The sequence below is a fragment of the Shewanella sp. MBTL60-112-B2 genome (genome assembly GCF_019655055.1).
Classification (GTDB): domain Bacteria; phylum Pseudomonadota; class Gammaproteobacteria; order Enterobacterales; family Shewanellaceae; genus Shewanella.
Map to the genome: position 1 here is coordinate 15,924 of NZ_BPFA01000033.1, position 17,647 is coordinate 33,570.

Consider the following 17,647-nt stretch of genomic DNA (forward strand, 5'->3'; position numbering starts at 1 on the left):
TGCAGTCTTTAATAGCGTTGATTAAGTTAATACACGTTATTAACGTCATGGCGGCTAAAAAGGGTTATCCGTAATATAGATTGATTTGTAAGCAATGTATATTTAACACAATATTAGTTGTTTAGGCTTATGAAATTGTCGATACAGGGTAATAATGTATAGCGAGATTAAAAATGAGAGCAATATCTGGGAAATACAGAAAATAAAAGTGGCCACAAGGGCCACTCAGTATATCGGATATATAAGGAGGTAAAGTTAGCCACACACCTTGCACTGCGCCATTTTCGGTAGCTTCATCTCTCTAAACTCCATGGTCATGGCGTCAATCATCAAAATGCGCCCAGCCAATGTTTGTCCCATATTGGCAATTACCTTAATCGCTTCCACAGCCTGTAAGCAGCCAATCATGCCGACTACAGGAGCTAAAATACCCGATTCGACACAGCTAAGCTGTTGCTCACCGAATAGCTTACTAAAGCAATGATAACAAGGGGGGCTTTCTTGGTAATCAAACACTGTCACCATGCCTTCCATACGAATGGCTGCAGCAGAGATAAGCGGTTTCTTGTGCTTGAAACAACTCTGGTTGAGCTGCTCGCGCACGGCAACATTGTCGGTGCAATCCATCACGATAGAGTGTTGCTCAACTAGGGCATCAATTTCATGGTCATCGAGTACCGCATTGATGGTTTCTATCTGAATGTGTGGATTCAGCGCGGTAAGGCTCTGCTTGGCAGAGTCGACTTTAGCTTGGCCTACATTGGCATCTTGGTGTAAGACTTGTCTTTGTAAGTTTGAGATCTCGACGGTATCGAAATCCACTAAGGTCATTGATCCCGCACCAGCCACTGCAAGGTATTGGCTGGCAGCGCAGCCTAAACCTCCTGCACCAATGATCAATACCTTAGCTTGCTTAAGCTTTTCTTGGCCTTCAAAGTCCATCGATTTGATCGATATTTGGCGACTATAACGCAATATTTCTGCATCAGATAAAATTTCATCTGTTGCTGTTTGTTCGGTAGACATCAAATTGATCTCATCAGTTTACGCTGTGCTCTTGTTAGCAAAGCACGCTATTAAAAGGCTCTACAGTCACTTGAGTGCCATTGCTTAAGCCATCGCAATCTTGCGCTAAGATAATAAAGCAATTTGCTAGAGTCATTGAGGTCAGCATGCCAGAACCTTGGCCGCCAGTGACTTCAACTTCGGCTTCACCTTCAGCGTTATAGCTTAAGATGGCGCGCTGGTATTCGACTCGACCCGGGAACTTACGAATTTCCCCTTTTAGCGTCGCCTTTAGGGTGACAGGCTTAACTTGAGGTAAGCCTTGCATCTTATTGAGCAGTGGCCATACAAGCTTGTAGAAAGTCACCATAGATGAAACAGGGTTGCCAGGTAGTCCACAGAAAATGGCATCGCCTAGATGGCCAAAGGCAAAAGGCTTACCCGGTTTAATGGCAAGTTTCCAGAACGTGATTTGACCTTCTTCATCTAAGATCTGCTTAGTGTAATCGGCATCACCTACAGAGACGCCGCCTGAGGTCAGTACCATATCGGCGCATTCCGATGCGGTTTTGAATGCTTGGCGAATCGCTTCTTTATCATCTTCGATGACGCCAAGATCGATCCATTCGATGTTTGCGCGGCTCAACAAACCTTGGATGCTATAACGGTTAGAGTCGTAGATCTGGCCTGGGCCTAATTCACTACCTACTGGACGCAGTTCGTCACCAGTAGAAAAGAATGCCACCTTTACAATGCGCTTAACACGTAGTTGACTCACGCCGATTGTAGCCAGTACGCCCATTTCTGCCGCACCGATTAAGGTACCTGTAGTTAATACTTTGGTACCGCTTGTGAGTTCTTCCCCACGATAGCGAACGTTAGCTCCTAGCTCTTTAGGCGCCTCAATGGTGATCTGCTCACCATCGGCAGTGACCTTTTCTTGCATTTGTACCGTGTCATAACCGTTAGGCACTGGGGCTCCGGTCATGATGCGAATGCAAGCACCCTTGAGGCATTTACCTGTAAATGGATGACCCGCAAAAGATTGGCCGATTAATTTCAGCGGCGTGCCAGCACTTAAGTCGGCAAAGTTGAAGGCATAGCCGTCCATTGCCGAATTATCAAAGGGCGGGAGGTCGACATGAGAGGCGAGATCTTCAGCAAGTACTCGACCTAATGCTTGTGGCAGTGTCACGACTTCAGAGTCTGTGATTGGCTTAACTTGTTCTAGTAATTTAACGATAGCCTGATCGGGATGCATTAGGCTAGGTTGAGAACATGGATCTGCATGAGTCTGCATCTATCTATCCTTGAGAGGTAAATCGGAACGTTAAGTAAAAACGAATATAGTGCATTATGCCACGGTGAGTGTAGATGGCTATGATCTGCGCGGCAGTTTTTAAACAGAGTTAAAATTGAATCGTAATTTATGCCAACAATTTAGCTTGTATCACTTTGGCGCCGAAAAAGGGCCTTAACTCTGATTTTATTCGTTATTTTGTTAAATGTAATCGCAGTCAAGGTAACGTAGATCACTGTAAATGAAAACCATTATTATTTAATTAACAATCACTTAAGTAAATTTTATTGCAATTAATAGCTAGCTTGATAACAATGACCGCCATAAACCGATAGTCCTAAGGAATAGATATGCTAGCCCAGAAGATGATTGACCAGTTAAATGACCAGATCAACATGGAGTTCTTCTCCTCAAACCTGTACCTGCAAATGAGTGCATGGTGTGAGGATAAAGGCTTTGAAGGAGCGGCTCAGTTTATGCGCGCTCATGCAGACGAAGAGATGGGCCACATGCAGCGTTTATTCACTTATGTGAGTGAAACGGGTGGCATGCCATTACTAGGGACTATCGAAGCACCACAGGCTGAGTTTCCTTCATTGTTAGCTCTATTCGAATATACCTATGAGCACGAGCAATTGATCACTAAAAAGATTAATGAGTTGGCTCATGCTGCATTCACTAATCAAGACTACTCAACTTTCAACTTCCTGCAGTGGTATGTGTCTGAGCAGCATGAAGAAGAGAAGCTATTCAAGTCCATCGTCGATAAAATTCGCCTAGTAGGTGAAGATGGTAAAGCTCTATTCTTTGTTGATAAAGATTTAGCGCAGATGGCAGTAGAAGAGTCTGCAAGTGTGATGACTAGCGCTGCAGTATAAGCCCTAGTTTAACTCTGGATTGTCGATAAAATTCGCCTAGTAGGTGAAGATGGTAAAGCTCTATTCTTTGTTGATAAAGATTTAGCGCAGATGGCAGTAGAAGAGTCTGCAAGTGTGATGACTAGCGCTGCGGTATAAGCCTTAGTCTAACTCTGGTGTAAAAGATAAAAGAGCAGCCTCGCTGCTCTTTTTTATGTCTGCTATGTCTATAATGATTCAACGGCGCTGAGTTCAACGGCTCGGTTGAGATATTGAAATGGCTGAGTTTGACGTAAAAATTCAACTAACTGCGCCTTAGGTAAAGGTTTAGACATCAAGAAGCCTTGGGCGTAATCACAGCCTAAGCCGCGTAATAAGTGCCATTGCTCTACAGTTTCAATCCCTTCTGCAACCAGTGGCATCTCTAAACTTTGTGCCATCATCACAATCGCCTTAATTAATTTAGCATCAGATGGATTGTCTAATACATTATCGATAAAGCTCTTATCGATCTTGATGACAGAGATAGGGCATTGAGTTAAATAGCTAAGTGCCGAGTAGCCTGTTCCAAAGTCATCGAGATAGATATCGACGCCTAGTTGCTTAATCGATTCTAAAGTTTGTAAGCATTGCGGCTTATCTTCTATCAACATGCTTTCGGTGATTTCGATATGTAGATTTTCGGCGGCAATGTTGTGCTTAGCCAATGTCTGTTTGAGTATGTCGAAAAAGCTAATGTCTCTGGAGTGAATACACTGGCGTGCCGAAACGTTAATGGCCATCTTGAGGGTTATCCCTTGAGCGTGCCACTCGGCAAGATCAGCTAGTGCCTGATGTAAGATCCATTCGCCTAAAGGTTCAATCAATCCCGTCTCTTCGGCGATAGGGATGAAAGCTTGTGGCGAGATAACACCGTAATCAGGGTCTTGCCAGCGAACAAGCGCCTCAACACTGGTTACCTCGCCGCTCCGCATATCGATAACGGGCTGATACTCAAGGTAGAACTCAGACTGTTTGACCGCTTTGCGTAGCCTCTGTTCAAGGTGCATGCGCTCAAGCATTTCAACGTTCATCTCTGGTGAGAAATATTGATAATGCGCTCGACCATCGCGCTTGGCCTGATACATGGCCGTTTCAGAGTTATGCAGTAAGGTTTCAATATCTTGACCATCTTCTGGATAGAAAGCGATACCGAAGCTAGAGGAAATAATGGTTTCTTTATTGTCGAACAAGTATGGCTTAGCCAGCGCATCACTGAGTTTCTGCGCCAGTTGTTCTGTACCAATATTGCCGGTTTGTGGTGCGATTACGGCAAATTCATCACCGCCTATACGCGCGATAGAATCGTCAGGACCAAGTACGGCTTCGAGTCGTGTCGCCGATTGCTTGAGGATCTTATTACCCGCAGCGTGGCCGTGGAGCTCGTTAATAAACTTAAACCTGTCTAAATCGATGAAGAAAATGGCGACTTGACTATCAGTTTTCTGTGCACAACCAATAGCTTGCTGCAGCCTTGAGGAAAACAGATGGCGATTAGGCAGTTTAGTTAAGGAGTCAAAGTTGGTCTTATACCAGATATCTTGCTCATACTGCTTGTTGTTGCTGATATCTAAGAATAAGCCAATATGCTGAACGGTTTCATTTTTACTGTTCTTTACTGCAGTGATCTTTAGGTATTCAGGGTAGATCTTGCCATCTTTGCGTTTATTCCAAATCTCTCCCTCCCAGCTATTGTTGCTTGATAGAGATTGCCATAGCTGTTGGTAAAAATCCTCTTGGTGATGGCCTGAGCTTAATATGCTGGGGCTCTTACCTTTGACATCTTCGAGGGTATAACCAGTGATTTTAGTAAAGGCTGGGTTAATCAGTTCGATACGATTGTTGGCATCGGTGACGATCACCCCTTCGGCTGAATGCCTGAATACTGTTGAGGCTTGGTGTAACGCGCGTCTTGATTTCATGCGCTCCGAAACCATTTGGTTTACGGCCAGTGCTATCTGTGCCAGCTCATCTTTACCTTTAACTTCTAAATCGAGCACAAGACTTGGGTCTTTTGCCAGTTTTTCCACATCATTAACTATGCCTCTCACCGAGTCGATAAGGTCGTTGGCGATATTTCTACCGACGAGATAGACGATATAGAAGAAGAGTAAGCCTGCAAATAGACTGATATAGAGGTAAGAGAGGATCTGCTGTTTTTCAATCTCGTTTTGGTGGGCTATTTTAGCTGTTAGCTGAGTATTTATCTGGTGAAGGGCGTCAATGCCTGCAGTTGCAGCTTGCCACCATGACTCGCTATCAATTATTGGTGGCTGCTTTTGTAGTTGATAAAGGTTGTCATGTAAGGCGATATCTTGTGCGAGTCGTTTTAATCTTGCCCCTGCAGTAGGTAACTGGGTTAACTCTGCTTGGGCAACATGCTCTTGATAGCTTTCAGCAGTTTGTTTAATGGCCTGAACTAAGTTTTGTTGCTCTGGGCTGAGTGTATGGTTATCAGTTAAATTTGTAAGCGTCGCTTTTAAGGCAAAGTAGTGTTCTTGAAATTTAGTTAGATAAGCTGGGTTTAGTGTACTCAGGTAACCATTAAAATTATAGCTAAGCCCACGGTAACCAATTAGATCATTAATGATTTCTGCCTGCTCTATCAGGCTAACTTGCTGTTCTACCTGTGTACGGTAACGAGAAACAAGTTGCTGCGTCTGGCTATTCATCAACAGGCTAAAGCTAGCTCGATTATCCTGTGTCATGACTGAAATAGCATTGGTGATCGCATTATCGAGTTGAGTTCTAATCTGCGCAATCTGTTTAAAAGAGTCTGGCTCTAATACAGGTGCAGAAAGTAGCTTATTGACTAAGCCACGCTCTTGACCGGATAGCTCCTGGATCTTGAGCATGTTGACTAAGTCGGCCTGCACTAAAACCTGATATGAGTTATCACTCTTAAAGCGTAGATGTGAGACGAAGTTTATGAGCTTTTGAGTGAGTCTGGAGTAAAAACTGAAGTATTCGGGGGTATTTAATTCGATGATTTTTTGGCGGGCGATACTGAGCTGTTGTCGCGCCAAGCTAGCTTTACTGAGTTGTTCTTGCAGGGTATTAAAAAGTTCGGTGTCACTCTTGACGGTTTTGATGGTTTCATCGAGAGCTGAATTGAATACTAACTCTTGAAACATCTTGTCGGTCGTTTGCCATTGCTGCTGTAGTTCTTGTTTAAATAAGCGACCGTCACTACTTAGGTAGCCTGCCGAAAGGCCGCGCTCTTTCTGTAGCTCATAGATGACATTTTCTATGCCTAAAGCGACTTTGGTGGTGAGCACATTTGCTGAGGCGTGTTGGTACTGCTTAATGAGCGTTGATGCACTAAGCACTGCCAGTAATACCAATATAAATATAGGTAAAGATGCAGATAGGAATAATTTTTGTTTCAAGCTCAATCGGCTTAACACGGGTTGCATTCGGCGATGACCCTCCGCAGGAGATAATTTTGTCTTAGTAATGCAATGCAGCAATACGAAGTAAAAAATACCGCTAAATAATAACCATATAAATAAATATGCGCCTTAGCATGTCCGTTAAAGTTCAGTCTAGGTCACGAATTTAGCAAAATACCTCAAACATCTGCTAAATCAAAGATTTTGCTAATCAGTTTTTATATTCAATGGATATAACTAAGCAATAGTACAACCTGAAAATGGCATAAAATAAACAGCCGCATCGACTGCGGCTGTATAGGTTAAGCTTGATTACTGAGTATTACGATAAGCAACAATGTCTTCAATGGTAAGTACCGGCATATCATGCTGCTGACCAAATTCAACAATTTCTGCTAAGCGAGCCATAGTGCCGTCTGGCTGTGTCACTTCGCATAGCACGCCAAAAGGCTTAAGGCCTGCTAGCTTCATTAGGTCAACGGTGCCTTCTGTATGGCCGCGGCGTTCTAATACTCCACCTGGGCGGGCGCGAAGTGGATAAACATGGCCTGGACGAGCTAAATCATCAGGCTTAGCATCATCGGCGATAGCAGCTTTGATAGTCGTCACGCGATCGGCAGCAGAAACACCTGTAGTTACACCTTGTTTCGCTTCAATGCTAACGGTAAAGGCGGTGCCGTATTGGCTGTTGTTGTCACTAACCATTGGGGGAAGTTGTAATTGCTCGATACGTTCATCGGTAAGGCAAAGACAAACAATACCACTGCATTCACGAATGAGGAGGGCCATCTGTTGATTAGTAAGTGTCTCAGCTGCATAGATCAGATCGCCTTCATTTTCACGATCTTCATCATCGACCACTAACACACCTTTGCCTTGGCGTAGCGCAGTTAGTGCAGCATTAACACGTTCAATTGGATTGCCGTAAGGGGCAAGTAAAGACTGATTCATGGATAACATCCTTAAAATACAACATTGGGTTGACCAGAATCAGGGCGTACAGAAAATGGCACATGGCGTCAGCCAAAAACTTTGGCTAATAGTCATATGCATAATAAGAACAACGCAGAGCACCACAAAGCTAACCCTAGCCTGAGGTTTTCTGGTTTATTCTTATATTCTCTTTCATCCGGACTCAGTGTACTGACTAACGTCAGTACCCATTACCGTCGGCTCTGGAGTAGGTGCAACCTTATTTATAACGGGCGTTATTGATAAGGTCTGTTTACCAGATCTGCTGACCCTAGTGAATATTGGCAGCTATTGATATTGAATAGCGTAAACTAGGCGCTCGCGGGCTTTTATACTGTGATTGATATATGCAGCATAATTTACCGCCGGTGGGGAGTTTCACCCCGCCCTGAGAATTATTCTTGGCTGATTATTAATGAATTGATTAACAAACTAGCCAAGTGGCGTTATGTTGCCCCTATTTAAATAAAATGACAAGCTGGGCAGTTAAAATGGCGCGATAGTGCAAAACTGTCTATACCGTCTGTCGATACTGTGATTCGTGATCGCCCCAGTCAATATACGGAACATTTTGACTGAGATAATAAAGGGATGTTAGATGAAACTGTTTGCTCCGCTCATACTCAGCACTGTATTGCTATTTGGATGTAATAATATGACCACCACCCAAGCTGTAAAACCACCTCAAGCCGATAAAATCCCATATAGCATGACGCTGCATGATGTAACTCGTGTCGATGATTATTACTGGATGCGAGATGACGAGCGCAAAGATGACAAAGTGATTGCGCATTTAAACGCAGAGAATGCTTATGCTAAAGCTGAGTTCAAGCCTTTTGATGGTCTAAAACAGCGATTGTTCGATGAGCTAGTAGGGCGTTTAGATAAAGATGAATCAAGCGTACCTTACTTTTGGCACAAGCATTGGTATTACCGTTATTACAAACAAGGTTTTGAGTACCCTGTTGTAGCCCGTAAAACAGAACTCGATAACGATGCAGAGCAAGTCTTATTAGATGTAAACCTAAGAGCCGAGGGAAAGGACTTTTACGGCTTAGGTCAAGTGTCGGTCAGCCCAGATGAAACCAAACTGGTGTTTGGGGAAGATCTTCTGAGTCGCCGGATTTACACCTTGTACTTTAAAGATCTCACAAGCGGTGAGCTAATGAGTGACAAGCTTGAAGGTACAGATGGTAGCGTCGTGTGGTCTAACGATAATCTGCATCTGTTCTATATCGCCAAAGACCCGCAGACATTGCTCGGTTATCAAGTATTTCGCCACAAGCTAGGTACGGCGCAATCAGAAGATGTGCTGGTATATGAAGAACAAGATGACGCCTTCTACATCAGCTTAGGCAAATCCTTGGATGAGTCGGTTATCGTCTTGCATGCAGAAAGTACGGTAACCAGCGAAGTTAGCATGTTGGATGCCAATACATCTTTGGGTAAGTTTGAGCCTGTGTTAGCAAGAGAAGAAGGGCATGAGTACTCGGTGTCTAAGCTAGGCGACACTTATTACATATTGACTAACTGGCAAGCGAGTAACTTCCGCTTAATGAAAGTGGCGATTAGTCAGGCGGCAGATAAGAGTGCTTGGCAAGATGTTATCGGCCATGATCTGAACTCACGCATAGAAGATGTGTTGCTGCTGAGTGACTATATGGTGGTGCAAACTCGTGAGCGAGGCATCAGCCGTATTCGCGTGTATCCGTTTAATGACCAAGCCGAGTTTGAGCTGGCCTTTAATGATCCCGCCTATGTTGTTGGTTTCGATATTAACCCAAGCCAGCAAAGCGACAAGCTCCGCATTTACTACTCAAGCCCTACTACGCCAGAGTCTGTGTATGAATATGCACTGGCGAAGCCAAATGAGCGTGAACTGCTTAAACAAGAGCAAGTGCTGGGCGAGTTCAATAGCGAACATTACCAAGCAGAGCGTTTGTTTATTAAGGCGCGTGATGGCAAAGAGGTGCCGGTAACCTTGGTTTATCGTAAAGATAAGTTCAATAGAGACGGTACTAACCCACTGTATCAGTATGGCTACGGCTCCTATGGCTATACCGTCGAGCCTGACTTTAGTTCTTCAGTGTTAAGCTTACTAGATCGTGGTGTGGTGTATGCCATCGCTCATGTACGAGGTTCAGAAATGCTAGGTCGTGGATGGTATGACGACGGGAGGATGCTGAATAAGCAAAACAGCTTTAACGATTTTGTCGATGTGACTAAAGCACTGACTGAGCAAGGTTACGCTGCAAAAGATAAAGTCGTTGCTGCTGGTGGTAGCGCTGGTGGCCTACTAATGGGCGGGGTGATTAATCAGGCGCCAGAGCGTTACTTTGCCGTGGCAGCGCATGTGCCGTTTGTCGATGTGGTCACCACCATGCTAGATGAGTCGATCCCTCTTACCACCAACGAGTATGACGAGTGGGGCAATCCTAATGAGAAGGTCTATTTTGACTATATGCTAAGCTACGCCCCCTATGACAACGTCAGTGCTCAAGATTACCCACATCTGCTAGTGACTACGGGCTTGCATGACTCGCAAGTGCAGTACTTTGAGCCTGCCAAGTGGGTTGCTAAGCTGCGTGATGTAAAGACGGACACTAATATGCTGTTGTTCGATACTGATATGGAAGCGGGCCACGGTGGCAAGAGTGGTCGCTATCGCCAATATGACGATACTGCTAAAGAGTATGCTTTCTTCTTAGGTTTGCTAGGGTTAGATACTGCTAAGAATACGAGTCGCTAATGCGCAAGTCTGCAGAGGCAGTTATAGAGCCGCTAAAGTCTACCAAGTTACAAGGTCAAGCAAGCGAAACATTGTGGTATCTGTATATGGTGCGCTGTGCAAACGGCCACCTCTATACCGGGATAACAACAGATGTGGCTCGTCGCTTTAATGAGCATCAAAGTGGCAGTGCTAAATCGGCTAAGTTTCTTCGGGGAAAGGGACCATTAACTTTGGCATATTCTGAAACTGTGGGGAGTCACTCTGATGCGCTTAAGCGAGAGATAGCATTAAAGAAGTATTCTAGAGCCAAGAAGCTGGCCTTGATTGCCACGCGAGATTAAGTATTGATGGCGTAACGGTATAACGGCGTAACCATTGACAGAGGTTACGCCATTTACTGACTAGAGTTAACTATGTTTATTCGGCATAAAGGCTAGTGAAAAACCGATCTTGGCGGGGTATGTAGTTGTTTTCATAATCGAGGGAGAATGCGACTCGGGTGGCTTTACCTTTGACTTCGCCCCGAGGAACAAAGCCATACACCCTTGAGTCGGCGCTGTTGCGGCGATTATCGCCCATCACCATATAATGGCCTTCGGGTACGGTTACCATGTCGAAGCTGCTTAACTGATCGCTGGCATTCTTTTCAATACGGATGCTATGGGATAAGCCATTAAGATCTTCCTTAGCAATCAGCTCTTGAGCACTGCTAGATACCACCGAGTAAGCCAATGCCTTGCCATTAATGAATAGAACTTCATTGTTGAGGCTAACCTTGTCGCCAGGCAAGCCAATAACTCGCTTGATTAAGCGTTTATTAGCAGCTTTTGATTCAAAGACTACGATTTCGCCTCGCTCTGGCTCACCTGTTATGGCTAAGGACATTTGCGTGAAGGGTACGCGTAAGTCGTAGGCCATTTTATCTACCACAATACGGTCGCCCTCTTTAATCGTAGGCTGCATTGAGCCTGTAGGTACTGTATACCAGTCGCCGATAGCACTTCTACAAACAGACATTAAAACAATGAATAGCACTAGTTGACGATTATCTTTCCAAAGCTGTTTTACTTTACTCATAAGGCACTCTACTCAATTAGTCGTTATTCAATTAGTTGGGCAAGGCATTACTGCCGATAGCGATCTTTTAGTCAGCACCTGACTGTTAGGAACAATATCGACCGCAAGCCCTGCGCCGGGAAGCCATATACTCAGATAGCCACAGTCAAATCAGTTAGTGCATACTGACTGAACCGTTGATGTTATCTACGCTTAAGTCACCAGAGCCTGATTCGATAATGCTTAAGCCTAAGGTGTTATCGACATTGATATCGCCAGAGCCATCGTCAATCACGACATGACCATTGACGTTTTCCACGCTTAAATCACCTGAGCCATCGTCGATATGAGTATCACCGCCAATGCTTGATAGGCTAATAGATCCTGAACCATCTTCTAAGTTGAGTTTGCCTGTGGTGTTGCTGATTTCTACCGAGCCTGAGCCGTCTTGGATGTTGAGGTCGTTACCGCCTTTGATCCACACATCACCAGAACCATCATCAAGTGTAATGTTTGCCGAGAGACCTTTGATCTCGATATCACCCGAGCCATCGTCGATATCTAGCACCATACTGCTAGGGACTTGAATGGTGAGGTCTATATAAGGGGAGCGCTGAAAATTAATGCTGCTGTCGAACTCTGCAACTAATGTTGCTTTGGAGCCGCTTTGCTTGAGGCTGAGATTACTTTCGATATCACCATAGGTATAAATATCCGCAGTAACCATGATTTGAGAAAGCCCTTCAACGCCTAAGATCTTGAGGTCACCTGCGCCTGTTTCGGCTACCAAGGTATCGATATCGTTGGCATCCATCTGAAGTTGTTTCTTTTGGTGGTTAAGTGGCCCAGTGCTGGCGCCATTAACATTAATGATGCAGCCAGAAAGTGAAATAGTGATAAGGCTGGCGAGCAAGATAGAGTTTGATTTCATCAAGTAACGTCCTTTTATTATTTTTGGTTGGCAGCATTTACAAGCTGCTGTCATTTTAATACCTATCAATAAGCAGAAATTGTGCCAATAGGTTATCTATTTGTTTTAACTATGTTATCTTTGGTTTGCAGCTGGTGGTAATGGCTAATTCACTCAATAACTATCATTAAAGTTTAATTATTAGTGAATTTACTCAAAGACTTGGCTAAAAATACTGAAGAACCTAGAACCTAGAACCTAGAACCTAGAACCTAGAACCTAGAACCTAGAACCTAGAACCTAGAACCTAGAACCTAGAACCTAGAACCTAGAACCTAGAACCTAGAACCAGCTGGTACTCGAGCCTAGAATCTAGAACCAGTTAGTACTCGAGCCTAGAACTTAGAACCAGCTAGTACTCCAGCCTAGTGTCTGCTAGTAGCCGACTCGGTTTTAAAATTATGTAGGGAAACAGAAATGGATTATTTATCGGTTAACCAACAAGGGTGGGATAGGCGGGTACAGACCCATGTCACATCAGAGTTTTATGATGTTGCAGGCTTTCTAAAGGGCAAGAGTTCGCTACAAGAAATTGAGCTAGCAGCGCTAAATGTAATGGGTAAAAGCTTACTTCATCTGCAGTGTCACTTTGGACTCGATACCTTGTCTTGGGCGCGTATGGGAGCCGATGTCACGGGTATCGATCTCTCCCTTGAAGCCATTACTCAGGCAAGGTCTCTCACTGAGCAGGCTGGCTTACAAGCAGACTTTATCTGTAGCGATGTTTATAGTGTACCTGAAACAGTCACGGCTGAATTCGATCTGGTTTTCACTTCTTATGGCGCTATTGTTTGGTTGCCGGATCTCGATAAGTGGGCACAGATCATTGCGAGTAAGCTGGTGGCTGGTGGTCAGTTTTACATGGTGGAGTTTCACCCTGCCCAAGCGGTGTTTGAGGGGTACAGCTATTTTCATCAAGATGCGGCAGATGTTGAAGATGAGGTGACTTATACCGAGAATGCTAATGACGACACCAATACCTTTATGAGCTGGTCGCATTCATTGTCAGATGTGATTAATGCGCTGATAAAAGCCGGATTAGAGATCAACTTTTTTGATGAGTTTCCGTATAGTCCTTACAACTGCTTCGAGGGCTTATCTGAAGAAACTGTAGCGGTTGAGTTACCCCAAGGTGTAGAGCAACGTCAGCGCTATTTTGTCGAGCAGCAGGGCCAACGTTTACCTCTGACCTATGCGATATCAGCGACTAAAAAAGCCTAAAAGGTACAGAGCTAATTGACCAATAACATAAAGTTAAGCCAAACCTGATTTATTGGCAAAACACTAAGACCCCCAACATAAGCTGGGGTCTTAGTTTCAAAGCTATAAACCACGAAGCACTCACTTCGCTCGCTACACAAAGGGCACGAAGAAAATAAAAGCCCTGACTGGTTCTTCTTAGCGCTCTTCGTGGCCTATCTTTCGAACTTATCTCACGCTGTGAGTAATTTCCTTAAGTTAGGGCATCAGTGCCAATTGGCGCTATTTTTGTGATTGAACCTTAGGACCCTTGAATTAGTTGCTTCTTAATACTGGATACTTAAGGTATTGGTTGTCGTAGTAGGGGCTACGCTTGTAAAACCAACGTAGGCGCGCTTTAGGGTCTGCGGCAAATTCTGCATCGCTAAGGGCTTTATTGAATTCGGCCTGTAGTTCAGGGTCTTCCTTGAGCATTTTGGCTGCTAGTGGCTCAACCGCATAATTTTCAATGTATTCGGTACGAGTAAAGATAGGATTGAAAAATCCCCATTGAAACAGTGAGTCTGCTGATTGCGGCTCCAATAGCAACATGGCGAGATCACCTAATGGTTGCTTGGTATCAATTCGCACTGTACCTGCTGGTAATGTCATCTCAACAGGCTGACTTTGCACCGTGGCTTTGACTCGCTGACGCCCTTCGTAATCTTTGGCGGCAAATTGTGGCTCACTGAACTGATACTGCTGCAGCTTAAGTTCTGCTGGCTTAGTCAGTGTCGTCATACGGATACCATGCACACGTAATCGTTCAATCACCTCTTGCCATTGTGATGGTATGTAATAAGCCGCAGGGCGATTCACTGTTACATCAGCTTTGGTTCCACCAATAACCGGTAGGTTAGGGTATAGCTTAGGCTCGCCATTCCAACGAACGATGTCATTACCGCTAATCGCACTTTGCTCTAGTGTGTAACCTATGCCTTTAAAGTCCCAGCCTTGCGCTTGCTGCTCCTGCTGCCAGGAGAGAGTTACTCTAGGCGAGTAACGATACTTATCTTGCTGAATAGCTGACTGTAATTTAGTGCTATCGTTGGCGATGGCCTTAAGACTGGATTCGAGCATCACATAGGTGCCAAGAACTCTTTGTTTAAAGGGCTTTAGACTGTGGTTTTCAATCAAGATAGTCGGTAGATGACGCGCGTCGCCATAGCCATTAGAAAAGCGTGGGCTAGCATTCCAAAGTGACATGCCTTTGGTGATGTCGGTGTTATCAATTGCGAATACTAAAGGCCCGGGTATGTGCCCCTGTTCAGATAATGCTGACTCGATAGTGGGGCGATAGCTGTTCTCCAGCCAATTGTAGATAGAAGGGCTTTGGCCTTGGGCTAAGTTATAGCCAAAAGTTACATCGTATTGATAGTCGATACCGTCTGTAACGTGAACATCGATATAAAGATCCGGCTGCCAAATGTTGATTGCTTGCAACATATGCTGCATCTCAGGCGTGTCAGCCTTGGCATAATCGCGATTGAGATTTAGATTTTGCGCTGTGGTACGCCAGCCCATATTCACAGGACCACGCTGGTTGACGCGGTTATATTCAGTTGAGCGCTCATGGCCATCGACACTGAAAATCGGTACGAATAGCAAGTTGGCGTTATCGAGTAACTCTGCCTTACCGTTAAATACCATGTCACGCAGCAACATCATGCCAGCATCTTTGCCGTCAATTTCTCCCGAGTGGATCCCTGCTTGGACTAACAAAGTTGGCTTACCATTATCAGATAGCGTGGTAGCGTCTTCAGCGCCCTCCTTGGAGGCGACAATCATCCAAATATCACGACCCTGAGGACTCTTGCCTATGCTGACTTTCTTTAGCAAGTCGCTCTGGGAAATTAACTTATCTAACCAGGCAAAAGTTTTATCATAGCTAGGGCTAGTCTTAAGGCCGTTTTGCTCAAAAGGCGTCGCCCACTCTGCATCAGGGGCTACAACAAGAGATTTACTGCCTCCGTGCCAAGCCATGATGGGCGGTAAGATAGCGTCATTAATATAGGTGTTTGCTATTTGAGGTGTTGTCGTATCCGTTGGGGCTGCAGCGAGATTGCTGCTAGCAAGGAGTAAGGTAATAGCCGGTAGGGAAGATAAGCGCATGGTTAGGTACCCATTTTTTGAACTGTTTGAATTATTTTTAGGCGATTATCTTTCCTTAAATAGTCGCTAAGTGCAACAGGGATACTGTGTCTAAATATGCATGACTTATTATGGCATTAGCTGTTTAGCACAATTAGAAGAGGAGGCGTATAGGCTTAATTTAGGCGGGTAAAACCCAGCTGATGAGGCTCACTACAGCTAGGTTTAGTCTAGATTTACTGCAGTTTATATAACCGTCTTTCAAGGGCGAAACCGACAACACCAGTAGTAAAGAAAAGTATCCCAAAGAGTTGCAGCCATGCGTTAACCTGTCTTGATACGGCAATCTCTTTATCTAAAAAGTACAGCCGTTTGCCGCCTTCAACATCGACACTGAAGTTTTGGGATTTATTGTCTGTAGTGAGTAAAAATAAGCTGTCGCTGCGCATCGTCATTTCGATATTTTTCTTTTCTCTGATGGAACGACTATTAGGCGCACTAGAGTCTATGGTACGCCTCCAGGAGGAAAAGATATCTAATGGTTCGCCAGGTAATACCACTCCTAAAGATTGATATTGATACTGTTTCTCTGAGAACAGTTGCTTACTAAAACCGCTATAAAAAGTGGTAATACCTAGGATGATTAATGCCGAGGCTATGTAGAGAAAGCGTCGTAATGACTTTAGATTTAAATGGGCTTGCTGAGATAGAAAGGCTTCTAGATCTGGGATTTGATTCAGTTGTTGTCGGTGTTTGTCGCTATCAATCGCTTCGAGGAATTGGCTGATACTGATAGACAAGGCATTCAGTAGGCTTCTAAATACTTCGTTCGACGGAATGGATTTATCGTTTTCCAACTTAGAGAGGTAAGACTGTTCGATTCCGACCATTTCTGCAAGTTCAGGTTGGCTGAAACCACGTGCCGTTCGGCATTGCTTTATCTGTTGTCCTAATGTCATATATCAATCCTTTGTTATCCTTGCTGATAAAATTAACTATCTAAACAGTGACTACTCTTGGGTATTCACGGATAAATATGAAGATGAATATTAAAGCATAACAAGGAATATTGGGTAGGAGTGCTGAATGGAGCATGAAGAGGGCGGTAGTAGATTTGTTCACACTATAGTTAGACGTTGAATGCGCATTTACTGATTTATTAAGCAAAAGCCGCTAAAAGAGAGCGGCTTGTTGATGAAGAGAATTGATAGCGCTACATGATTCGTAAAAGCTGACTTCAAAAAATTTCCAATTCTGGCTCATCTTCAAAGATGGCTTCAATTGGCATCTCAAATAAACGGGCGACTTTAAAAGCTAGGGGCAGGCTTGGATCGTATTTGCCCTTTTCTATCGCGTTAATGGTTTGCCGTGAAACTTCGAGTTTTTCAGCCAAGTCAGCCTGGGTCCAGTCGCGCTCTGCTCTGAGCACTTTTAGACGGTTTTTCATCGGTAACTGATCCTTCCTTTAATAATGCCAACCATATAGGTTAAAGCGATTAACGCTATGAGGTATGCAGCATTGAGAGGGGGAACAATAGCGCTATTTTGTAAGATTGAATAGCTGGAAAAGCTAATAATGGCCACTCCTACAGACAAAGCTAGTGCGTCGAGTTGAACCTTGCGTTCCATTTCATCGAGTTGTACCAGAAAGTGTCGATAGCTCATCAACATGGCAATACCAATAAACGTGTGAATGCAGAATGCCAAGGTAAGCAATAATCCGCTGCCAAGCAGTTCATTTTCGCTTAGGTAGGTGCTTATCAATAATGTGAGTGCCCATAAAAGTGCAAACAGATTAACTCGATTGGCATTTTTGAGATCGCGCTTAGGCAGACCTTTGGCGCATATGGCTTCGATGATCTTCATGATTACGGTTCCTTGTGTATTTTAGCTATTCTCACTCTAGCGATGTAAAGTGTGCTTGACTTATAACTTAGAGGTCTAAAGATAATAAGTCAAGTAAGCTTTACTTTAAGTTTGTAAGGCTTTACATAT

Annotated in this window: 14 protein-coding genes and 1 riboswitch; of the genes, 4 read left to right on the top strand and 10 right to left on the bottom strand. The window is 44.2% G+C overall.

Going from position 1 to position 17,647, the window contains the following annotated elements:
* Positions 1-255 precede the first annotated feature (255 nt).
* Both moeB and glp read right to left on the bottom strand, forming a co-directional pair.
* Positions 256-1,026, bottom strand: a complete 771-nt coding sequence (gene moeB / locus K5Q73_RS17625) for a molybdopterin-synthase adenylyltransferase MoeB (protein ID WP_220766159.1) — start codon at positions 1,024-1,026, stop codon at positions 256-258.
* A 34-nt stretch (positions 1,027-1,060) separates the two neighbouring features.
* Entirely contained in the window at positions 1,061-2,305 is a 1,245-nt protein-coding gene (glp, locus tag K5Q73_RS17630) for a gephyrin-like molybdotransferase Glp (protein WP_220762685.1), read from the bottom strand.
* Between the two features lie 350 nt (positions 2,306-2,655).
* On the opposite strand from glp, the gene ftnA reads away from it, so the two are divergent.
* Complete coding sequence (gene ftnA, locus K5Q73_RS17635; protein ID WP_220762687.1) at positions 2,656-3,183, top strand: non-heme ferritin; 528 nt, start codon at positions 2,656-2,658, stop codon at positions 3,181-3,183.
* Positions 3,184-3,389: 206 nt separating this feature from the next.
* Here ftnA and K5Q73_RS17640 read toward each other — a convergent pair whose 3' ends face one another.
* A complete protein-coding gene (locus K5Q73_RS17640; protein ID WP_259650780.1) occupies positions 3,390-6,590 on the bottom strand; it encodes an EAL domain-containing protein in 3,201 nt (1,066 codons plus the stop codon).
* Positions 6,591-6,905: 315 nt separating this feature from the next.
* Positions 6,906-7,544, bottom strand: coding sequence for a 3,4-dihydroxy-2-butanone-4-phosphate synthase (gene ribB / locus K5Q73_RS17645; RefSeq protein ID WP_220762691.1), 639 nt, complete (start codon positions 7,542-7,544; stop codon positions 6,906-6,908).
* A gap of 162 nt (positions 7,545-7,706) precedes the next feature.
* A riboswitch (FMN riboswitch) is annotated at positions 7,707-7,965 on the bottom strand.
* Between the two features lie 198 nt (positions 7,966-8,163).
* Here ribB and K5Q73_RS17650 point away from each other — a divergent pair.
* Both K5Q73_RS17650 and K5Q73_RS17655 read left to right on the top strand, forming a co-directional pair.
* Positions 8,164-10,314, top strand: coding sequence for a S9 family peptidase (locus K5Q73_RS17650; RefSeq protein ID WP_220762693.1), 2,151 nt, complete (start codon positions 8,164-8,166; stop codon positions 10,312-10,314).
* Positions 10,314-10,637 (top strand): GIY-YIG nuclease family protein, encoded by a 324-nt coding sequence (locus K5Q73_RS17655; protein ID WP_220762701.1) that lies wholly within the window; start codon positions 10,314-10,316, stop codon positions 10,635-10,637. Before K5Q73_RS17650 ends, K5Q73_RS17655 begins: the two co-directional genes overlap by 1 nt.
* 76 nt (positions 10,638-10,713) lie before the next feature.
* Here the strand turns inward: K5Q73_RS17655 and lepB are convergent, their stop codons facing one another.
* Together lepB and K5Q73_RS17665 are read right to left on the bottom strand one after the other, a co-directional pair.
* Positions 10,714-11,373 carry a signal peptidase I gene (gene lepB / locus K5Q73_RS17660; RefSeq protein WP_220762703.1) on the bottom strand — a complete coding sequence of 220 codons (660 nt, stop codon included), beginning with the start codon at positions 11,371-11,373 and terminating at the stop codon, positions 10,714-10,716.
* A gap of 154 nt (positions 11,374-11,527) precedes the next feature.
* On the bottom strand, positions 11,528-12,283 hold the full coding sequence (locus K5Q73_RS17665; RefSeq protein WP_220762705.1) for a hypothetical protein: 756 nt from the start codon (positions 12,281-12,283) through the stop codon (positions 11,528-11,530).
* A gap of 456 nt (positions 12,284-12,739) precedes the next feature.
* On the opposite strand from K5Q73_RS17665, the gene K5Q73_RS17670 reads away from it, so the two are divergent.
* Positions 12,740-13,543, top strand: coding sequence for a bifunctional 2-polyprenyl-6-hydroxyphenol methylase/3-demethylubiquinol 3-O-methyltransferase UbiG (locus tag K5Q73_RS17670; protein WP_220762707.1), 804 nt, complete (start codon positions 12,740-12,742; stop codon positions 13,541-13,543).
* A gap of 294 nt (positions 13,544-13,837) precedes the next feature.
* Here K5Q73_RS17670 and K5Q73_RS17675 read toward each other — a convergent pair whose 3' ends face one another.
* The 4 genes from K5Q73_RS17675 to K5Q73_RS17690 all read right to left on the bottom strand — a co-directional run bounded on the left by K5Q73_RS17675 (position 13,838) and on the right by K5Q73_RS17690 (position 17,518).
* Positions 13,838-15,673 carry a M14 family metallopeptidase gene (locus tag K5Q73_RS17675; protein WP_220762709.1) on the bottom strand — a complete coding sequence of 612 codons (1,836 nt, stop codon included), beginning with the start codon at positions 15,671-15,673 and terminating at the stop codon, positions 13,838-13,840.
* Between the two features lie 215 nt (positions 15,674-15,888).
* The gene (locus tag K5Q73_RS17680; RefSeq protein WP_220762711.1) at positions 15,889-16,611 is read right to left on the bottom strand and encodes a helix-turn-helix domain-containing protein; all 723 of its coding nucleotides are present in this window, start codon (positions 16,609-16,611) and stop codon (positions 15,889-15,891) included.
* Between the two features lie 278 nt (positions 16,612-16,889).
* Positions 16,890-17,099: a helix-turn-helix transcriptional regulator gene (locus tag K5Q73_RS17685; RefSeq protein ID WP_220762713.1), complete on the bottom strand. Its 210-nt coding sequence runs from the start codon at positions 17,097-17,099 to the stop codon at positions 16,890-16,892.
* Positions 17,096-17,518, bottom strand: coding sequence for a hypothetical protein (locus tag K5Q73_RS17690; RefSeq protein WP_220762716.1), 423 nt, complete (start codon positions 17,516-17,518; stop codon positions 17,096-17,098). The genes K5Q73_RS17685 and K5Q73_RS17690 overlap by 4 nt, the downstream gene beginning before the upstream one ends.
* Positions 17,519-17,647 lie beyond the last annotated feature (129 nt).

What these genes read in the sequence shown, in the direction of transcription:
- moeB (WP_220766159.1), bottom strand. Translation starts at nt 1,026, where the DNA reads ATGTCTACCGAACAAACAGCAACAGATGAAATTTTATCTGATGCAGAA.
- glp (WP_220762685.1), bottom strand. Translation starts at nt 2,305, where the DNA reads ATGCAGACTCATGCAGATCCATGTTCTCAACCTAGCCTAATGCATCCC.
- ftnA (WP_220762687.1), top strand. Translation starts at nt 2,656, where the DNA reads ATGCTAGCCCAGAAGATGATTGACCAGTTAAATGACCAGATCAACATG.
- ribB (WP_220762691.1), bottom strand. Translation starts at nt 7,544, where the DNA reads ATGAATCAGTCTTTACTTGCCCCTTACGGCAATCCAATTGAACGTGTT.
- K5Q73_RS17650 (WP_220762693.1), top strand. Translation starts at nt 8,164, where the DNA reads ATGAAACTGTTTGCTCCGCTCATACTCAGCACTGTATTGCTATTTGGA.
- K5Q73_RS17655 (WP_220762701.1), top strand. Translation starts at nt 10,314, where the DNA reads ATGCGCAAGTCTGCAGAGGCAGTTATAGAGCCGCTAAAGTCTACCAAG.
- lepB (WP_220762703.1), bottom strand. Translation starts at nt 11,373, where the DNA reads ATGAGTAAAGTAAAACAGCTTTGGAAAGATAATCGTCAACTAGTGCTA.
- K5Q73_RS17665 (WP_220762705.1), bottom strand. Translation starts at nt 12,283, where the DNA reads ATGAAATCAAACTCTATCTTGCTCGCCAGCCTTATCACTATTTCACTT.
- K5Q73_RS17670 (WP_220762707.1), top strand. Translation starts at nt 12,740, where the DNA reads ATGGATTATTTATCGGTTAACCAACAAGGGTGGGATAGGCGGGTACAG.
- K5Q73_RS17675 (WP_220762709.1), bottom strand. Translation starts at nt 15,673, where the DNA reads ATGCGCTTATCTTCCCTACCGGCTATTACCTTACTCCTTGCTAGCAGC.
- K5Q73_RS17680 (WP_220762711.1), bottom strand. Translation starts at nt 16,611, where the DNA reads ATGACATTAGGACAACAGATAAAGCAATGCCGAACGGCACGTGGTTTC.
- K5Q73_RS17685 (WP_220762713.1), bottom strand. Translation starts at nt 17,099, where the DNA reads ATGAAAAACCGTCTAAAAGTGCTCAGAGCAGAGCGCGACTGGACCCAG.
- K5Q73_RS17690 (WP_220762716.1), bottom strand. Translation starts at nt 17,518, where the DNA reads ATGAAGATCATCGAAGCCATATGCGCCAAAGGTCTGCCTAAGCGCGAT.